The sequence below is a fragment of the Bacillus cereus group sp. BfR-BA-01453 genome, from assembly GCF_022662915.1.
GTDB lineage: Bacteria > Bacillota > Bacilli > Bacillales > Bacillaceae_G > Bacillus_A > Bacillus_A paranthracis.
In genome coordinates this window covers 72043-90791 of sequence record NZ_JAKUEN010000001.1, presented here as the reverse complement: position 1 = coordinate 90791, position 18749 = coordinate 72043, and the positions used below count along the sequence as shown (strand labels likewise).

Here is an 18749-nt window from a genome sequence, read left to right as displayed (position 1 = left end):
AGGTATGAGTAAAATTCGAGTGCATGAATATGCGAAAAAACATAATATCTCAAGTAAAGATCTTATGACAAAACTAAAAGAAATGAATATCGAGGTTTCGAATCATATGACAATGTTAGACGATGAAGTAGTAAACAAATTAGATAATGAGTATCAAGCTGAAAAACCTTCTGTTGCAGATGAGTTTGAAGTAGAAGAAAAAGTTGTTCGTAGTAAAAAGAACAGCAATAAGAAAAAGAAAAAAGGCAAAGGAAACGAAGACAAGCGTCAAGAGAACTTTGCTGGAAGACAACAAACACAAACTGTAGAAACACCAGATAAAATTACTTTCTCTGGAAGCCTTACAGTAGGTGATCTTGCTAAGAAATTAAGCAAAGAGCCATCTGAAATTATTAAGAAGCTCTTCATGCTTGGAATTATGGCAACAATTAACCAAGACTTAGATAAAGACACAATTGAGTTAATTGCTAACGACTACGGTATTGAAGTAGAAGAAGAAGTAATTGTCAGCGAGACTGAGTTTGAAACATTTATCGATGAGCAAGATGATGAAGAGAACTTAAAAGAGCGTCCAGCTGTAGTTACAATCATGGGACACGTTGACCATGGTAAAACAACATTACTTGACTCTATCCGTAACTCTAAAGTAACTGCTGGCGAAGCAGGTGGAATTACTCAGCATATTGGTGCATACCAAGTTGAAGTAAATGACAAGAAGATTACATTCTTAGATACACCTGGTCACGCGGCGTTTACAACGATGCGTGCTCGTGGTGCACAAGTAACGGATATTACAATCCTTGTTGTTGCAGCTGATGACGGTGTTATGCCACAAACAGTTGAAGCAATTAACCATGCGAAAGCAGCAGGAGTACCAATTATTGTTGCTGTGAATAAAATGGATAAACCAGCTGCGAATCCTGATCGCGTAATGCAAGAACTAACAGAATATGAATTAGTTCCAGAAGCATGGGGTGGAGATACAATCTTCGTACCAATCTCAGCGATTCAAGGCGAAGGAATTGACAACTTACTAGAAATGATTCTTCTTGTAAGTGAAGTAGAAGAATATAAAGCAAATCCAAACCGCTATGCAACTGGTACTGTAATTGAAGCACAGCTTGATAAAGGTAAAGGAACTATCGCGACATTACTTGTTCAAAACGGTACGCTTCGAGTTGGAGACCCAATCGTTGTTGGTACTTCATTCGGACGTGTTCGTGCAATGGTAAGTGATATTGGTCGTCGTGTAAAAGTTGCTGGTCCATCAACTCCTGTTGAAATTACAGGTTTAAACGAAGTACCACAAGCGGGAGATCGTTTCATGGCATTCGCTGATGAGAAGAAAGCTCGTCAAATCGGTGAATCACGTGCACAAGAAGCGTTACTTGCTCAACGTGGTGAAAAATCTAAATTAAGCCTTGAAGATTTATTCCAACAAATCCAAGAGGGCGATGTAAAAGAAATTAACTTAATTGTGAAAGCAGACGTACAAGGTTCTGTAGAAGCAATGGCAGCATCACTTCGTAAAATTGATGTTGAAGGTGTTAAAGTTAAAATTATCCATACAGGCGTAGGTGCGATTACAGAATCTGATATCATTTTAGCTTCTGCATCTAATGCAATTGTAATTGGATTTAACGTACGCCCAGATGTGAATGCGAAGCGTACAGCAGAATTAGAGAACGTTGATATTCGTTTACACCGTATTATTTATAAAGTAATCGAAGAGATCGAAGCAGCGATGCAAGGTATGTTAGATCCAGAATTCGAAGAAAAAGTAATCGGTCAAGCAGAAGTACGTCAAACGTTTAAAGTAACAAAAGTTGGAACAATCGCAGGTTGTTACGTAACAGACGGTAAAATTACACGTGATAGTGGCGTGCGTATTATCCGTGATGGCGTAGTAATTTTCGAAGGACAACTTGATACGTTAAAACGTTTCAAAGACGACGTAAAAGAAGTTGCACAAAACTATGAGTGTGGTATTACAATTGAGCGATATAATGATCTTAAAGAAGGGGACATTATTGAAGCATACATTATGGAAGAAGTGAAGCGATGATAATCGCTTCACTCTCATTCGAGTGTATGATTTACGATGTGCATTCTTTAAAAGAGAAACGAGCAATTTTGCAACGGGTGCTAACTCGAGTGAAGCAGCGTTATAACGTAGCTGTTTCAGAAGTAGGGCATCAAGATGTATGGCAACGTACGGAAATTGCAATTGTTTCTGTATCCTCTAATCGTGTTATTTGTGAAAAAGAAATGAATCGTGTACTTGAGTACATCGATTCATTTCCTGAAATTGAACGTACGATAACACAATTGGAATGGTATTGAATGAGGTGAAGAGTTATGAAATTACGTGCAAACCGTGTAGGCGAGCAAATGAAAAAAGAATTAGGCGACATCATCAGTCGTAAAATTAAAGATCCACGTGTCGGATTTGTTACTGTAACAGATGTACAAGTGAGTGGAGATTTACAAATTGCTACAGTGTATATTTCTGTTTTAGGTGATGAAGAACAGAAAGAAAGTACACTAAAAGGTTTAGCGAAGGCAAAAGGCTTCATTCGTTCAGAAATTGGCCAACGTATTCGTCTTCGTAAAACACCTGAAATTTCCTTTGAATTTGATGAGTCTATCGGATATGGTCATCGAATTGATACACTTTTACATCAAATTAATAAAGACGGTAAACGTGAAGAATAATGGATAGACATTTGTCTATCCATTTTTTCAATGTAAAATAAGTTTTAGGTAATGATTATGAAAGAATTACGATGAGGTGAACATATATGGAAGGTGTAGTATTATTACATAAGCCAAAAGGCATGACATCACACGATTGTGTATTTAAATTAAGAAAGATATTGCGTGAAAAACGAATTGGTCATACAGGAACATTAGATCCAGATGTAACAGGAGTATTGCCGATTTGTGTTGGGCGAGCAACAAAGATTGCACAATTTTTAACAAGTGAAACGAAAACATATGAAGGTGAAGTGACATTAGGATTTTCAACAACAACTGAAGATGCTTCTGGTGAAGTTGTGGAAACGAAACATGTAGATCGTGTTATTACTCGTAAAGAAGTGGAAGAGGTTCTTGCGGCATTAACAGGTACGATTGAGCAAATGCCTCCGATGTTTTCGGCTGTAAAAGTTAACGGAAAAAAATTATATGAATATGCAAGAGCAGGACAAGAGGTTGAACGTCCAGTTCGTACAATTACAATTCATGAATTTGTATTACTAGATGACCGTGAAGTGTTTGAAGGAGAAAATATTTCATTCCGTTTCCGTGTAACGTGTAGTAAAGGAACATATGTAAGAACGTTAGCCGTAATGATTGGTGAAAAACTTGGTTTTCCATCCCATATGTCTCACCTTGTAAGAACAGCTTCGGGTGAATTTTTATTAGAAGATTGCATATCATTTGAAGAAATTGAAGAAAACGTGCAAAATGAAACAGTAGAGTCTATCTTCATTTCAATTGATGAAGCATTAAGTAAATTCCCAAAAATGGTTGTAGATGAAAAGCAAGCAGAAAAAATAAAAAATGGTATGTTCTTAAAAAATGAATCGCAAATAACGGCGCCATTTATAACAGTGTTTGATAAAAACAATCGCTGCCTTGCAATTTATGAGCACCATCCAAAACACCCTGGTATGCTAAAGCCGATGAAAGTACTTGTGAATAATCAAGAACTAAAGCTATAATGAATTATTGGAAGGATTATTACAGAAAAAGGTGAATTCAAGCGTGAAACTTATTCATTTAACTCATCCACATGAACAAAATAAATTAGAATTACCACCTACTGTAATGGCATTAGGATTTTTTGATGGCATTCATTTAGGACATCAATGTGTGATTCGAACTGCGAAACAAATAGCGGATGAAAAGGGATATAAAAGTGCAGTGATGACATTTTATCCGCATCCATCTGTTGTTTTAGGTAAAAAAGAAGCGCATGCCGAGTATATTACACCGATGTGTGATAAAGAAAAAATAGTCGAGAGTTTAGGTATCGATATATTATATGTTGTTAAATTTGATGAATCATTTGCAGGCTTATTGCCACAACAATTTGTAGATGATTATATTATTGGTTTAAATGTAAAGCATGTAGTAGCAGGATTTGATTATTCATATGGACGTTTAGGAAAAGGAAAGATGGAGACTTTACCATTTCATGCAAGAGGGGAGTTTACACAGACTGTGATTGAAAAAGTTGAATTTCAAGAAGAGAAAGTAAGTTCTACAGCATTACGAAAGTTAATTCGAAATGGCGAAATGGAGCAAATTCCATCTATTTTAGGTAGAGCATATACAGTAGCGGGAACGGTTGTACACGGTGATAAACGTGGACGTCAAATTGGTTTCCCCACAGCTAATGTAGGTTTAAGTGATGAGTATCTATTACCACCTGTAGGTGTTTATGCAGTGAGATTACAAGTTCACGATGAATGGTACGATGGTGTATGTAATATTGGATATAAACCAACCTTTAAAGAAGATGAGCGCCAACTATCCATTGAAGTGCACTTATTTGAATTTAACAAAGACATATATGATCAAAATGTTACAGTAGAGTGGCATATGCGTATAAGAGAAGAGAAGAAATTCAATGGCATCGATGAGTTAGTTGAACAAATCGCAAAAGATAAGAAAACAGCACAAGAATATTTTGCGAACGAAAATAATATACTTGCTTTTTCAAATGAAAAGTAGTATTCTATGTTATGTACTTTATGACAACCATTGCTTGGCATTGCGACTCACCGACGCTTGCTAGGTAATCGGGGGTTTAATTAATAGGAGGTGAAATAGGATGGCTTTAACACAAGAGCGTAAAAATGAAATCATTGCACAATTTAGAACTCATGAGACTGATACTGGTTCTCCAGAGGTTCAAATTGCTGTCCTAACGGAGCAAATTAACACTCTAAACGAGCACTTACGTACTCACAAGAAAGATCATCATTCACGTCGTGGTCTATTAAAGATGGTTGGTAAACGTCGTAACTTACTAACTTACCTTCGTAATAGCGATATCACACGTTACCGTGAATTAATCACAAAGCTTGGCTTACGTCGATAGTCAAAGAAGCGGGAATATTCCCGCTTTTTTGTTAGGTAAAAATATATCTTCTACTCTTTATAGCTTACTTCATTTTCGGTAATACTAGAGGTAGAATATTGTGATATACTATCCATTTACATAGAAGAATTGAATACTTTAAATTGAGAGGGGTACTTAAATGAGTCAAGAAAAGCAAGTCTTCTCGATAGATTTAGCTGGTCGCCAGCTAACAGTTGAAACAGGTCAGCTTGCAAAGCAAGCGAACGGAGCAGTATTAGTAAGATATGGCGATACAGCGGTTCTATCTACAGCAACTGCATCAAAAGAAGCAAAAAATGTAGATTTCTTCCCACTTACAGTAAACTATGAAGAGCGTTTATATGCAGTCGGAAAAATTCCTGGCGGTTTCATTAAACGTGAAGGTCGTCCAAGTGAAAAAGCAATTTTGGCAAGTCGTTTAATCGACCGTCCAATTCGTCCACTTTTCGCAGATGGTTTCCGTAACGAAGTACAAGTTGTCAGCATCGTAATGAGTGTTGATCAAGATTGTTCTTCTGAAATGGCAGCTATGCTTGGTTCTTCATTAGCGTTATCGATTTCAGACATTCCATTTGAAGGTCCGATCGCGGGTGCAACAGTTGGTCGTATTAACGGCGAATTCGTTATCAACCCAACAGTAGAACAGCAAGAACAAAGTGATATTCACCTTGTTGTAGCTGGTACGAAAGATGCAATTAACATGGTTGAAGCAGGAGCAGATCAAGTGCCTGAGGAAACAATGTTAGAAGCAATTATGTTTGGCCATGACGAAATTAAACGTCTAATTGCATTCCAAGAAGAGATTGTACAAGCTGTAGGTAAAGAGAAATCAGAAGTGAAACTTTATGAAGTTGACGCTGATCTTAACCAAGCTGTACGTGAAATGGCTGAGAAGGATATGCATTCTGCAATTCAAGTACATGAGAAACATGCACGTGAAGATGCAATTAACGAAGTGAAAAAGCGTGTAATTGAGCATTACGAAGCGCAAGAAGCTGATGCTGATACATTAGGACAAGTAAATGAGATTTTATATAAAATTGTAAAAGAAGAAGTACGTCGTCTTATTACAGTTGAGAAAATCCGCCCAGATGGCCGTAAAGGTGACGAAATCCGTCCATTAGCATCAGAGGTTGGCATTTTATCTCGTACACACGGTTCTGGTTTATTCACACGTGGACAAACACAAGCATTAAGTATTTGTACATTAGGCGCATTAGGCGATGTGCAAATTTTAGATGGCCTTGGTGTAGAAGAATCAAAACGCTTTATGCACCATTACAATTTCCCATCATTTAGTGTTGGTGAAACAAGACCGATGCGTGGACCAGGTCGTCGTGAAATTGGTCACGGTGCACTAGGAGAACGTGCTCTTGAGCCTGTAATTCCGTCTGAAAAAGATTTCCCATACACAGTACGTCTTGTATCTGAAGTATTAGAATCAAATGGTTCTACTTCACAAGCAAGTATTTGTGGTAGTACTTTAGCAATGATGGATGCTGGTGTTCCACTTAAAGCTCCAGTTGCAGGTATTGCAATGGGCCTAGTTAAATCAGGTGAGCATTACACAATTTTAACTGATATTCAAGGTATGGAAGATCATTTAGGTGATATGGACTTTAAAGTAGCAGGTACAGCACACGGTGTAACTGCACTACAAATGGACATTAAAATCGATGGTCTATCTCGTGAAATTTTAGAAGAGGCATTACAACAAGCGAAAGTTGGTCGTATGCACATTCTAGATCATATGTTATCTGTAATTGCAGAGCCACGCACTGAATTATCAGCGTACGCTCCAAAGATTATTACAATGACAATTAACCCAGATAAAATCCGTGACGTTATCGGACCAAGCGGTAAACAAATCAATAAAATTATTGAAGAAACTGGCGTTAAAATTGACATTGAGCAAGATGGTACAGTATTCATTTCTTCAATAAATCAAGAAATGAACGACAAAGCTAAGAAAATTATCGAGGATATCGTTCGCGAAGTACAAGTAGGTGAAATCTACGAAGGAAAAGTGAAACGTGTTGAGAAATTCGGTGCTTTCGTTGAATTATTCAGCGGTAAAGATGGATTAGTTCACATTTCTGAACTTGCACTTGAGCGTGTAGGTAAAGTAGAAGACGTTGTGAAAATCGGTGATGTAATTACAGTTAAAGTTATCGAGATTGACAAGCAAGGTCGCGTGAATTTATCTAGAAAAGTATTGCTAAAAGAAGAGCAAGAAAAAGAAGCTGCTAAAGAAGAAAACAAACAAGAGCAGCAATAAGCAAAAGCCAGTTTAACTGGCTTTTTTTGTTATGTAAAAATATGATTTGCATATATTTTTATGTCAGTATAGGTATAGTTTTCATTATAACGCTCAAATTAACAAAGATAAGAAGGAAAATGGTTTTTTATATAGTTAATGGGAGGGTTTATATGAAAACTCGTATATTGGCATACATATGTATATTCTTTTTATATGTCAGTGCAGGTTCTTATTCTGTTTTTGCACAGGATCACTTATATGAAGAAATTCAAAAGCATGCAAAACAATATGAGATTGCACCGCAAAATGCGATGATTGATAAGATATGGAAAGCAACACCAGGATATAATGGAAGACAAGTTGATATGGAAGCATCCTATAACAATATGAAGAAATTAAAGCAGTTTGATCAAAAACATCTTGAATTCAAGGAAGTATCACCGAGTGTCCACTTAGAAGATTTATCACCAGCACCAATTTATAGAGGTCATCCGGATAAAAAGATGGTCGGGTTAACAATAAATGTGGCATGGGGAAATGAGTATTTGCCTCGTATATTAGAAATATTGAAAAAGCATGATGTGAAGGCGACTTTCTTTTTAGAAGGACGTTGGGTGAAAGAAAATTTACGATTTGCAAAAATGATTGTCGATGCAAATCAAGAAGTTGGAAATCATTCTTACACACACCCTAATATGAAAACGTTATCGTCTGATGAAATAAGAGATCAGTTACAAAAAACAAATCGAATGATCGAAGCAGCTACGAATCAAAAGGTAAGATGGTTTGCACCGCCGAGTGGAAGTTTTCGGGATGAAGTCGTGAAAATTGCAGATGATTTTCAAATGGGAACGATTATGTGGACTGTTGATACAATTGATTGGAAGCGACCTGAGCCAGGTGTACTATTGCAGAGAGTAATGAGAAAAATACATCCAGGTGCTATCGTATTAATGCATCCTACTTCGTCCACAACAGAAGCATTAGATACAATGATTACAAAATTGAAGGAACAAGGATATAAAGTAGGGAATATAACAGAATTACTGGATGAAAAACGTGTAGATTAAATACATTTGCATGACATTCATCCTTAAACTTGTTATCATTAAATAATAGCACTTATTTAGAGAAACTGGCAGTAGGAGGAAAGTTTTTGATTAAAAAATATACTTGTAAAAATGGTGTAAGAATAGTTATGGAGAATATACCAACTGTAAGATCGGTTGCGATTGGTATTTGGATCCATGCAGGATCAAGAAATGAAAATGAAAAAAATAACGGGATTTCTCACTTTTTAGAGCATATGTTCTTTAAAGGAACAGAAACACGTAGTGCACGTGAAATTGCAGAATCATTTGATAGCATTGGTGGGCAAGTGAATGCTTTTACTTCAAAAGAATACACTTGTTACTATGCAAAAGTGCTAGATGAGCATGCTAAATATGCTTTAGATGTATTAGCAGATATGTTCTTTAATTCAACATTTGATGAAGAAGAACTGAAAAAAGAGAAGAATGTCGTATGTGAAGAAATTAAAATGTACGAAGATGCTCCAGATGATATTGTGCATGATATGTTAACGAAAGCAACATATGAAACGCATCCGCTTGGATATCCTATTTTAGGAACAGAAGAAACGCTTAATACGTTTACAGGTGATACGCTACGTCAATATATTAAGGATCATTACACACCTGAAAATGTAGTTGTATCAATTGCAGGAAATATTGATGAAGCCTTTTTACAAACAGTAGAGCAATATTTCGGTAGTTATGAAGGAACGACAAACCGTGAACAAGTACATAGCCCAATTTTCCATTTTAATAAGGTAGCACGCAAAAAGGAAACAGAACAAGCTCATTTATGTTTAGGATATAAAGGCTTACAAATGGGACACGAAGATATTTATAACTTAATTGTATTAAATAACGTTTTAGGCGGTAGTATGAGTAGCCGTTTATTCCAAGAAGTACGTGAGCAACGCGGGTTAGCTTACTCAGTATTTTCTTACCATTCTTCTTATGAAGATACAGGTATGTTAACGCTCTATGGTGGAACAGGTAGCCAACAATTAGATACACTGTATGAAACAATGCAAGAAACATTAGAAACATTGAAAAATACAGGTATTACAGAAAAAGAGCTTATGAATAGTAAAGAACAATTAAAAGGAAACTTAATGTTAAGTTTAGAAAGTACGAATAGTCGTATGAGCCGTAATGGTAAAAATGAATTGCTACTTCGTAAGCACCGTTCACTTGATGAGATTATTGAAAGTGTAAACACTGTAACGAAAGAAAATGTAGATGAGTTAATTCGTAACATGTTTACAGATGAATTTTCTGCAGCATTAATTAGTCCAGATGGAAAACTTCCAAAAGGAATAAAACTGTAATTACTATATATGATTTAAAAATAACCGTATCTCTTTTAAATGAGATACGGTTATTTTTTGTGGGTATATAGAATAGGTACTAATTATGGATAACTTAAATGAATAATTTGGGTAGGGGGAGAGAGTATGCGATTAAGTGAACTAAGTGGGAAAGAAATTGTTAATTTAGAAAGAGCAGAAAAAATGGGGGTTTTAGGTTATGTGGATTTAGAGATTGATGAGAAGGATGGACAAATACAGGCTCTTATTATACCTGCTGGGAAATGGGGAGGTTTTAAAAAGGAACCACAAGAAATAAGAGTAGCATGGAGTCAAATAAAAAAAGTGGGTCATGATATGATTCTTTGCGATATTACAGATCGTTCAAATTCGAAGTGAAAGATGGCCATTTTGGTCATCTTTTTTTGTTCATTTTACTCAGAGCAAAATCCAACAGAATATCTTTTCCTATGCCGAATTTTGAGGTAGGGCCTTCCCACATACAAATAGCGGGATACATGATAGGTGCTTTTTGTTTTTCAATCACCTAAAACTCGTACATTACATATGATGTGGAGGAAAAAGAAAAAGTAGGCACTTTTCTTATAAATGACAGAAAAAGAAGGTGAATTAGGGAATGTTGACTGAGATGCATATTGCTGTCATAGGAGGAGATGCAAGACAGCTAGAAGTAATTCGCAAACTAGTTGAATTGGATGCGAAACTTTCATTGATAGGGTTTGATCAGTTAGATCATGGCTTCACAGGGGCAGCAAAAGAAAGTATACAAAATTTAGATTTCACTTCTGTAGATGCAATTATTTTGCCAGTTGCAGGTACAAATGCCAAGGGAGAAGTAGATACTATTTTTTCAAACGAAAAAGTTTCTATAACGAAAGAACAAATTGAAAATACACCAGAACATTTTACTATATATTCAGGTATTGGTACGCCTTACTTGGAAAATCTCGTATCTACTACAAACCGCAAACTTATTAAATTATTTGATCGTGATGATGTGGCAATCTACAATTCTATACCAACTGTAGAAGGTACATTAATGATGGTAATTCAACATACCGACTATACGATTCATGGTTCTAATGTAATGGTTTTAGGATTTGGTAGAACAGGGATGAGTGTTGCCAGAGCATTTCAATCATTAGGAGCCCATGTCAAAGTTGGAGCAAGACGATCGGAACATATTGCGCGTATTACAGAAATGATGTTTACTCCTTTTCATATGCAGAACATTGAGCAAGAAGTAGGGGATATCGATATTGTCATTAATACAATTCCGCATCTCGTTGTGACAGCGAATGTCATTTCAAAAATGCCGGCTCATACGTTAGTAATTGATTTAGCCTCTAAACCAGGTGGTACCGACTTTAGATATGCGGAAAAAAGAGGAGTCAAAGCGCTATTAGCACCTGGGCTACCAGGTATTGTTGCTCCAAAAACAGCAGGGCAAATTTTAGCGAATGTTCTTTCTCAGTTACTGGCAGAAGACGTAATCGCAAGAAAGGAGAATGGGGAATGAATTTAAAGGGGAAAAGAATAGGGTTTGGTTTTACTGGCTCACATTGTACGTACGAAGAAGTAATGCCTCATTTAGAAAAGTTAATTGCTGAGGGAGCAGAAGTACGCCCCGTTGTTTCTTACACTGTTCAATCAACAAATACGAGATTTGGCGAAGGAGCAGAGTGGATTAAAAAGATTGAAGAAGTAACAGGCTTTAAAGCAATTAATTCAATCGTTGGCGCAGAACCACTAGGACCTAAAATTCCACTAGATTGTATGGTAATTGCACCGCTAACAGGAAATTCTATGAGTAAATTTGCAAATGCAATGACAGACTCTCCAGTATTAATGGCAGCGAAAGCGACGCTAAGAAATGGCAAGCCTGTCGTATTGGCTGTTTCGACGAATGATGCTTTAGGGCTTAATGGGGTAAATCTCATGCGCCTAATGGCAACAAAAAACATCTACTTCGTCCCATTCGGTCAAGATGCACCAGAGAAAAAACCGAACTCAATGGTAGCTCGCATGGAGCTGCTTGAAGATACAGTATTAGAAGCGCTGCAAGGGAAGCAATTGCAACCGGTTGTCGTAGAAAAATTCAGATATATGAATTAAAAAACGAAAAAAAACGGACAATTTTCGATGAAACCATCATTCTTACTGTAGAATATGATAAAATTAACGTTATTAAGATTAGAAGGGGTATTGTATACTCCTTCTCATTCTAAGTTATAGAAGGATTGGTATCTAGAAAGGGGCATAGTGATGGAAAAGCAAAAAACTTTTCATGTCGCTGTAGTTGGAGCAACCGGCGCAGTTGGTGAACAAATGTTAAATACTTTAGAGAAACGAGAATTTCCAATTGGGAAGTTAACGTTACTTTCATCTAAACGATCTGCAGGTAAGAAACTTGTATTTAAAGGCGAAGAATTTACAGTTCAAGAGGCAACTCCTGAAAGTTTTGAAGGAGTAGATATCGCACTATTTAGTGCTGGTGGATCTGTATCAAAACAATTAGCGCCAGAAGCAGCAAAGCGCGGTGCGATTGTTGTTGATAATACAAGTGCATTCCGTATGACAGAAAACGTGCCACTTGTTGTACCTGAAGTAAATGAAAACGACTTAAAAGAACATAACGGTATTATTGCAAATCCAAACTGTTCTACAATTCAAATGGTAGTAGCTCTTGAGCCAGTTCGTCAGCAATATGGTTTAAAACGAGTAATCGTTTCCACATATCAAGCTGTATCAGGTGCTGGTGCGGCAGCGATTGAAGAACTTCATGAACAATCACAAGCAATCTTAAATGGTGAAGAAGTAAAGGCGAATGTTTTACCTGTATCAGGTGATAAGAAACATTTCCCGATTGCTTTCAACGCGATTCCACAGATTGATAAGTTCCAAGATAATGGATTTACATTTGAAGAAATGAAAATGATTAATGAAACGAAAAAAATTATGCATATGCCAGAGCTAGAAGTAGCGGCAACATGTGTACGTTTACCAGTTGTATCAGGTCACTCTGAGTCTGTTTACATTGAAGTAGAAAAAGAAGGCGTAACAGTAGAGGAATTAAAGAACTTACTTGCAAATGCGGAAGGTATCGTTCTGCAAGATAACCCAGAAGAGCAATTATATCCAATGCCAGCTACTGCAGTAGGTAAAAACGAAGTATTCGTTGGAAGAATCCGTAAAGATTTAAATAACGATAAAGGATTCCATCTTTGGGTCGTATCTGATAACTTATTAAAAGGCGCTGCATGGAATTCTGTTCAAATTGCAGAGCGCTTAGTAAAATTACAATTAGTGTAAACGGCTAAGAGAAGGTGCAAAATATGAAAATTATTGTTCAAAAATTTGGTGGCACATCTGTACGTGATGAAAATGGACGTAAGCATGCGCTTCATCATATAAAAAAATCGCTAGATGCGGGTTATAAAGTAGTTACAGTCGTATCTGCTATGGGCCGTAAAGGTGAACCATATGCAACTGATACGTTGTTAAGTCTTGTAAATCAAGAGGAATCTCACATTTCTAATCGTGAGCAAGATTTATTATTATCATGCGGAGAATTAATCTCAGCAATCGTTTTCTCTAACATGTTAAATGAGAACGGTATAAAAGCGGCGGCATTAAATGGTGCACAAGCTGGTTTTGTAACAAATGATGATTTTACAAATGCTAAGATTATTGAAATGAATTGTGATCGTATACACGAAGAGCTAGAAAATGTAGATGTAATCGTTGTGACAGGATTCCAAGGACAAACGAAAAAAGGTGATACGACAACACTTGGACGCGGAGGTAGTGATACTTCAGCTTCAGCTTTAGGTGTTGCGCTTCATGCTGAATATATCGATATCTTCACAGATGTAGAAGGTGTGATGACTGCAGATCCTCGCATTGTAAAAGATGCACGTCATCTTCAAACTGTAACGTATAACGAAATTTGTAACATGGCATACCAAGGTGCAAAAGTCGTTCATCCACGTGCAGTTGAAATTGCGATGCATGCAAAAGTACCGCTTCGTGTACGTTCTACGTACTCTGATAGTGAAGGTACGCTTATTTCAGCATCTGACGGCGCTACAAAAGGCCGTGATGTAGAAGAACGTCCTGTTACAGGTATTGCACATGTATCAAATGTGACGCAAATTAAAGTACTTGCAAAAGAAACAGCATATGATTTGCAGCAGCATGTGTTTAAAGAAATGGCGAATGAAGGAATCAGTGTCGATTTAATTAACATTTCACCTACTGGGGTAGCTTATACGGTGAGTGATAATGTATCAAATCGTGCAGTTGAACTATTACAAAACCTTGGATATGAGCCAATTGTGACAGAGCATTGTGCGAAAGTATCTATTGTAGGAGCTGGAATGGCAGGATACCCAGGGGTTACTGCGAAAATCGTTACAGCTTTAGCTGAAAAAGGTATTCAAATTCTGCAATCAGCAGATAGTCATACAACTATTTGGGTTCTTGTAAAAGAAACTGATTTAGTGGAGGCTGTAAATGCATTACATAGTGCGTTTGAGCTTTCAAAAGAAAAGCAACTGGAACAATAAGGAGTGAGACCATGATAGATTTTGGGACAATTGCAACCGCGATGGTAACACCGTTTGATATAAACGGCAATATCGATTTTGCAAAGACAACGAAATTGGTAAATTATTTAATTGATAACGGTACAACAGCAATCGTGGTAGGAGGAACGACAGGAGAATCTCCTACATTAACTTCAGAAGAAAAAGTAGCGTTATATCGCCATGTCGTATCTGTTGTCGATAAAAGGGTGCCCGTAATCGCTGGAACAGGTAGCAATAATACGCATGCTTCTATTGACTTAACGAAAAAAGCAACAGAGGTTGGTGTTGATGCAGTAATGCTAGTAGCACCGTATTATAACAAACCGAGTCAAGAAGGAATGTATCAGCACTTTAAAGCAATTGCTGAAAGCACGCCACTTCCGGTTATGCTATATAACGTTCCAGGACGATCTATTGTACAAATCTCCGTTGATACAGTTGTTCGTTTATCAGAAATAGAAAACATTGTTGCGATTAAAGATGCAGGCGGCGATGTGTTAACAATGACAGAAATCATTGAAAAAACAGCGGACGACTTTGCAGTATACAGCGGTGATGACGGTTTAACGTTACCAGCTATGGCAGTTGGAGCGAAAGGTATCGTTTCTGTAGCATCTCATGTTATCGGAAATGAAATGCAAGAAATGATTGCAGCATTCCAAGCAGGTGAATTTAAGAAGGCGCAAAAATTACATCAATTACTTGTAAGAGTAACGGATTCATTATTTATGGCGCCAAGCCCAACACCAGTAAAAACAGCATTACAAATGGTTGGATTAGATGTAGGTTCTGTACGTTTACCACTTCTTCCGTTAACAGAAGAAGAGAGAGTAACGTTACAATCTGTTATGCAATCTATCCCTCGTTAATAAAAAATGACCTAGTGTAGAACTAGGTCATTTTTTATTTGTATGAAAGTCTTTCCCTCTCTTTTCTTATCTTACCTATATATGTTTTTATAAGATCATTAACTGGTTTTTTATTATATATTGCAACATGTAAAAGAAAATAATCGTAACTCTTTAAAGGAATTAAAAAGTCATAGTTATTTATAGAATGAACGCTTATATAAACGTAATAAAGTACCAATTCTATTTTTGAGAGTAATTACTTCAAATATGACGTAATTCATAAAAAAACTCCATTTTATAAGTTTTTTTGTTCAATTCTAGAAAAATAAGTCTTGAAAATCTATATTATGAAATAAATTTAGAGTATTTATAGCTATTTCTTCAAAACGATATGGGGTACGAAATCGGAGTAAATATAAAGGACATCAGTTCGATAAGTTTGTTGGGAATGCGTTCTTTTCCTTTTTCTTTCGCACGATTTAACTTGTGTTCTATTTCTTGTATCAGGTATAATATGGCTAAGTAGCTTAGTACGGGTATGCTTAGCAAAATTGGTAAAAATTATAATTTGATTACATTTTCATATCATATCGAATAAGATATTTGATTTATATAATGAAAGAGAGGTGAAACCTGGTTTAAAAAATAAACAAGGACATGATATCGCATAACGGTAAGGACATTCGTCTTGGACGGTGAATATATGGTGGTTGTAGAGTTTCCCCTGGTGTCTCTGCAATTTTAGTGAAATCAGTGTTTGAAAGATTTTTAAACCAGGCAACAACATGAAGAGAAAAGAGAATGAGTCTGTTAAAGTATTTGCTCTTGGTGGAGTAGGTGAAATCGGGAAAAACATGTACTGTGTTGAAATTGATTCTGAAATCTTTATTGTAGATGCAGGGTTAATGTTCCCGGGAGATGAAATGTTTGGAATTGATATCGTTATTCCTGATATTACATATTTAGTAGAAAACCAAGAGCGAGTAAAAGGTTTATTTATTACTCACGGTCATGAAGATCATATTGGTGGCATTGTTTACGTACTTCGTAAATTATCAATTCCAGTGTATGCAACGAAATTAACGGTAGGACTTATACAAGAAAAACTTGGCGAAGCGGGTATGTTAGGCCGTGTAGATTTAAAAACAATCGATTCAAATTCAACAGTAGAATTTAATACTACAACGGTGTCGTTCTTTGGAACAACACATAGTATTCCAGATTCTGTTGGTGTTTGTTTCCATACATCAAAAGGTGCGATCGTATATACGGGAGACTTTAAATTCGATCAAACTCCAATTGGAAATAGTGGAGCAGACCTTGGGAAAATGGCTCAAATCGGAAATGAAGGCGTTCTATGCTTATTATCTGATAGTACAAATGCTGAGCGTCCAGGCTATACAGGTTCTGAAAAAGAAGTTGGTGTAGAAATTTCTAAAGTGTTTTACGGCGCAGAAGGACGTATTATCGTTGCTTCATTTGCATCGAATGTACATCGTATTCAACAAGTATTTGATGCAGCTGCTGAAACAGGACGAAAAGTAGCGGTTGTAGGACGTAGTATGGTGAAAGTGGTAGATATCGCAAGACGTCTTGGTTATTTAGATGTTCCAGAAGGTATGGTTATTTCACTACAAGAAGTAGACAATTTCCCAGAGAAAAAGGTAGCTATTTTAACGACAGGTAGCCAAGGTGAACCGATGGCAGCCCTTTCTAGAATGGCAAAGCAAGCTCATAAACAAATTTCAATTCGTAAAGGTGATACGGTTATTATCGCGGCATCTCCAATTCCAGGTAATGAAATATCTGTATCGAAAATTATTGATTTGTTATTTAGAGCGGGAGCTGAAGTTGTTTATTACGGTGAAAGAAAAGTTCACGTTTCAGGTCACGGTAGCCAAGAAGAATTAAAATTAATGTTAAATTTAATGAAACCGAAATATTTTGTACCCGTACATGGTGAGTTCCGTATGCAAAAAGCACATGCATACTTAGCTGAAGATGTAGGTATTGCAAGAGAAAATATCTTTATTGTAGAAAAAGGCGATGTAATTGGTTTTGGTGATGATGAAGCGAACTTAGTTGGCAAAGTGCAAGCTGGCAATGTGTTAATTGATGGATTAGGTGTAGGTGATGTTGGTAATATCGTTCTGCGAGATAGAAAAATGTTATCTCAAGATGGAATATTAGTAGTTGTTGTAACACTGGGTAAAGATGAAAAGAAAATTATCTCTGGTCCAGAAATCATTTCACGTGGATTTGTATATGTACGTGAATCAGAAGCGTTAATTGACCGTTCTACAGAGATTGTACGTATGATTGTTGAGCAATCAATTAAAGAATATTCAATTGAATGGTCTATGTTAAAACAAAATATTCGTGAATTATTAGGACAGTTCTTGTACGAAGAGACGAAGAGAAAACCTATGATTTTACCGATTATTATGGAAGTATAAAAAAGATCACCTTTACGGGTGATTTTTTTTTCTTTTTCACTCTATCGAATGAAATTTATAACTTAAGAAATACTAATTATATACGAGTGAAAGGGGATGCGATATGACAGAACGTGATCGTTATACAAATGAAGAGAAAGAGGCTGAGCCGAAAGAAACCGGAAAAGAAGCTTCAATAGTGGAAAAAATTCAGCAGCTTGGACAAACGAATGTACCGCAAATGAATGAATCACGTATTCATTGTTTAACAATTGTTGGACAGGTGGAAGGTCATGTTCAGTTGCCACCGCAAAATAAAACAACGAAATATGAGCATATTATTCCGCAAATTGTTGCGATTGAACAAAATCCGAAAATTGAAGGCTTGCTTTTAGTGTTAAATACAGTTGGAGGTGACGTTGAAGCTGGGCTAGCAATTTCTGAGATGGTCGCTTCACTTTCAAAACCGACAGTATCTTTAGTTTTAGGTGGAGGGCATTCTATCGGTGTACCGATTGCCGTTTCTACAGACTATTCATTTATTGCAGAAACTGCGACGATGACAATTCATCCGATTCGTCTAACAGGTCTTGTTATAGGTGTGCCGCAAACATTTGAGTATTTAGATAAAATGCAAGAAAGAGTCATTCGCTTTGTGACGAAGCATTCGAAAGTAACGGAAGATCGTTTTAAAGAGCTTATGTTTGCGAAAGGGAATTTGACGCGAGATATTGGTACGAATGTAATTGGTGGAGATGCAGTGAAGTACGGTCTTATAGATGATGTCGGTGGTATTGGAAATGCGATTCGAAAATTAAACGAATTAATAGATGGTCGCGCGGATGATCATGCAGAAGGGACAATGTTACAATGATTTTATATACAATTATGCCAGAGCAAATCGTGTATCCAGCCGATTATTCGCAATGTGAAAGTCAAAAAGTCGTAAATATAAATGGTGTTGAATTAATGGTTTCAGAAGAAGAACATGGGTATTATTCTATTGTACGCGTGTTAAGTACGGATCCGCTTCACTACTTAGAGTTTGAGCCGGGACAGAAAATAACCTTTTAGCAAAAAGAAGG

Annotated in this window: 18 protein-coding genes; all 18 read left to right on the top strand. The window is 36.6% G+C overall.

From position 1 onward, the window contains the following. The first annotated feature begins 4 nt into the window (after nucleotides 1-4). Nucleotides 5-2065, top strand: coding sequence for a translation initiation factor IF-2 (gene infB / locus MR070_RS00405; RefSeq protein WP_000036341.1), 2061 nt, complete (start codon nucleotides 5-7; stop codon nucleotides 2063-2065). Continuing rightward, a complete protein-coding gene (locus MR070_RS00400) occupies nucleotides 2062-2343 on the top strand; it encodes a DUF503 domain-containing protein (protein ID WP_000582364.1) in 282 nt (93 codons plus the stop codon). The genes infB and MR070_RS00400 overlap by 4 nt, the downstream gene beginning before the upstream one ends. Before the next feature lie 15 nt (nucleotides 2344-2358). Further along, nucleotides 2359-2715, top strand: a complete 357-nt coding sequence (gene rbfA / locus MR070_RS00395) for a 30S ribosome-binding factor RbfA (protein WP_000776445.1) — start codon at nucleotides 2359-2361, stop codon at nucleotides 2713-2715. A gap of 86 nt (nucleotides 2716-2801) precedes the next feature. After that, nucleotides 2802-3725 (top strand): tRNA pseudouridine(55) synthase TruB, encoded by a 924-nt coding sequence (gene truB, locus MR070_RS00390; protein WP_002194816.1) that lies wholly within the window; start codon nucleotides 2802-2804, stop codon nucleotides 3723-3725. A 43-nt stretch (nucleotides 3726-3768) separates the two neighbouring features. After that, nucleotides 3769-4740 (top strand): bifunctional riboflavin kinase/FAD synthetase, encoded by a 972-nt coding sequence (gene ribF, locus MR070_RS00385; RefSeq protein ID WP_242260369.1) that lies wholly within the window; start codon nucleotides 3769-3771, stop codon nucleotides 4738-4740. Between the two features lie 100 nt (nucleotides 4741-4840). Continuing rightward, nucleotides 4841-5110 carry a 30S ribosomal protein S15 gene (gene rpsO, locus MR070_RS00380; protein WP_001229392.1) on the top strand — a complete coding sequence of 90 codons (270 nt, stop codon included), beginning with the start codon at nucleotides 4841-4843 and terminating at the stop codon, nucleotides 5108-5110. 160 nt (nucleotides 5111-5270) lie between these two features. Next, nucleotides 5271-7409, top strand: coding sequence for a polyribonucleotide nucleotidyltransferase (gene pnp, locus MR070_RS00375; protein ID WP_000076746.1), 2139 nt, complete (start codon nucleotides 5271-5273; stop codon nucleotides 7407-7409). Between the two features lie 152 nt (nucleotides 7410-7561). Continuing rightward, nucleotides 7562-8461 (top strand): polysaccharide deacetylase family protein, encoded by a 900-nt coding sequence (locus MR070_RS00370; RefSeq protein WP_000857421.1) that lies wholly within the window; start codon nucleotides 7562-7564, stop codon nucleotides 8459-8461. 86 nt (nucleotides 8462-8547) lie between these two features. Beyond that, the gene (locus tag MR070_RS00365) at nucleotides 8548-9789 is read left to right on the top strand and encodes a M16 family metallopeptidase (protein ID WP_000592994.1); all 1242 of its coding nucleotides are present in this window, start codon (nucleotides 8548-8550) and stop codon (nucleotides 9787-9789) included. Nucleotides 9790-9915: 126 nt separating this feature from the next. After that, on the top strand, nucleotides 9916-10167 hold the full coding sequence (locus MR070_RS00360) for a YlmC/YmxH family sporulation protein (protein ID WP_001239750.1): 252 nt from the start codon (nucleotides 9916-9918) through the stop codon (nucleotides 10165-10167). 238 nt (nucleotides 10168-10405) lie between these two features. Continuing rightward, the gene (gene dpaA, locus MR070_RS00355) at nucleotides 10406-11308 is read left to right on the top strand and encodes a dipicolinic acid synthetase subunit A (protein WP_070806754.1); all 903 of its coding nucleotides are present in this window, start codon (nucleotides 10406-10408) and stop codon (nucleotides 11306-11308) included. Next, nucleotides 11305-11904, top strand: a complete 600-nt coding sequence (dpaB, locus tag MR070_RS00350; protein WP_001049480.1) for a dipicolinate synthase subunit B — start codon at nucleotides 11305-11307, stop codon at nucleotides 11902-11904. The genes dpaA and dpaB overlap by 4 nt, the downstream gene beginning before the upstream one ends. Before the next feature lie 150 nt (nucleotides 11905-12054). Next, nucleotides 12055-13101, top strand: a complete 1047-nt coding sequence (gene asd / locus MR070_RS00345; protein WP_000414848.1) for an aspartate-semialdehyde dehydrogenase — start codon at nucleotides 12055-12057, stop codon at nucleotides 13099-13101. A gap of 23 nt (nucleotides 13102-13124) precedes the next feature. After that, on the top strand, nucleotides 13125-14357 hold the full coding sequence (gene dapG, locus MR070_RS00340; protein WP_000692473.1) for an aspartate kinase: 1233 nt from the start codon (nucleotides 13125-13127) through the stop codon (nucleotides 14355-14357). Nucleotides 14358-14368: 11 nt separating this feature from the next. Then, nucleotides 14369-15247 carry a 4-hydroxy-tetrahydrodipicolinate synthase gene (gene dapA, locus MR070_RS00335; protein ID WP_000564761.1) on the top strand — a complete coding sequence of 293 codons (879 nt, stop codon included), beginning with the start codon at nucleotides 14369-14371 and terminating at the stop codon, nucleotides 15245-15247. A 767-nt stretch (nucleotides 15248-16014) separates the two neighbouring features. Continuing rightward, nucleotides 16015-17685, top strand: coding sequence for a ribonuclease J (locus MR070_RS00330; RefSeq protein WP_000823085.1), 1671 nt, complete (start codon nucleotides 16015-16017; stop codon nucleotides 17683-17685). A gap of 103 nt (nucleotides 17686-17788) precedes the next feature. After that, complete coding sequence (tepA, locus tag MR070_RS00325; protein WP_000139814.1) at nucleotides 17789-18538, top strand: translocation-enhancing protein TepA; 750 nt, start codon at nucleotides 17789-17791, stop codon at nucleotides 18536-18538. Then, on the top strand, nucleotides 18535-18738 hold the full coding sequence (locus MR070_RS00320; RefSeq protein ID WP_000605016.1) for a YlzJ-like family protein: 204 nt from the start codon (nucleotides 18535-18537) through the stop codon (nucleotides 18736-18738). Before tepA ends, MR070_RS00320 begins: the two co-directional genes overlap by 4 nt. The last annotated feature ends 11 nt before the right edge of the window (nucleotides 18739-18749 follow it).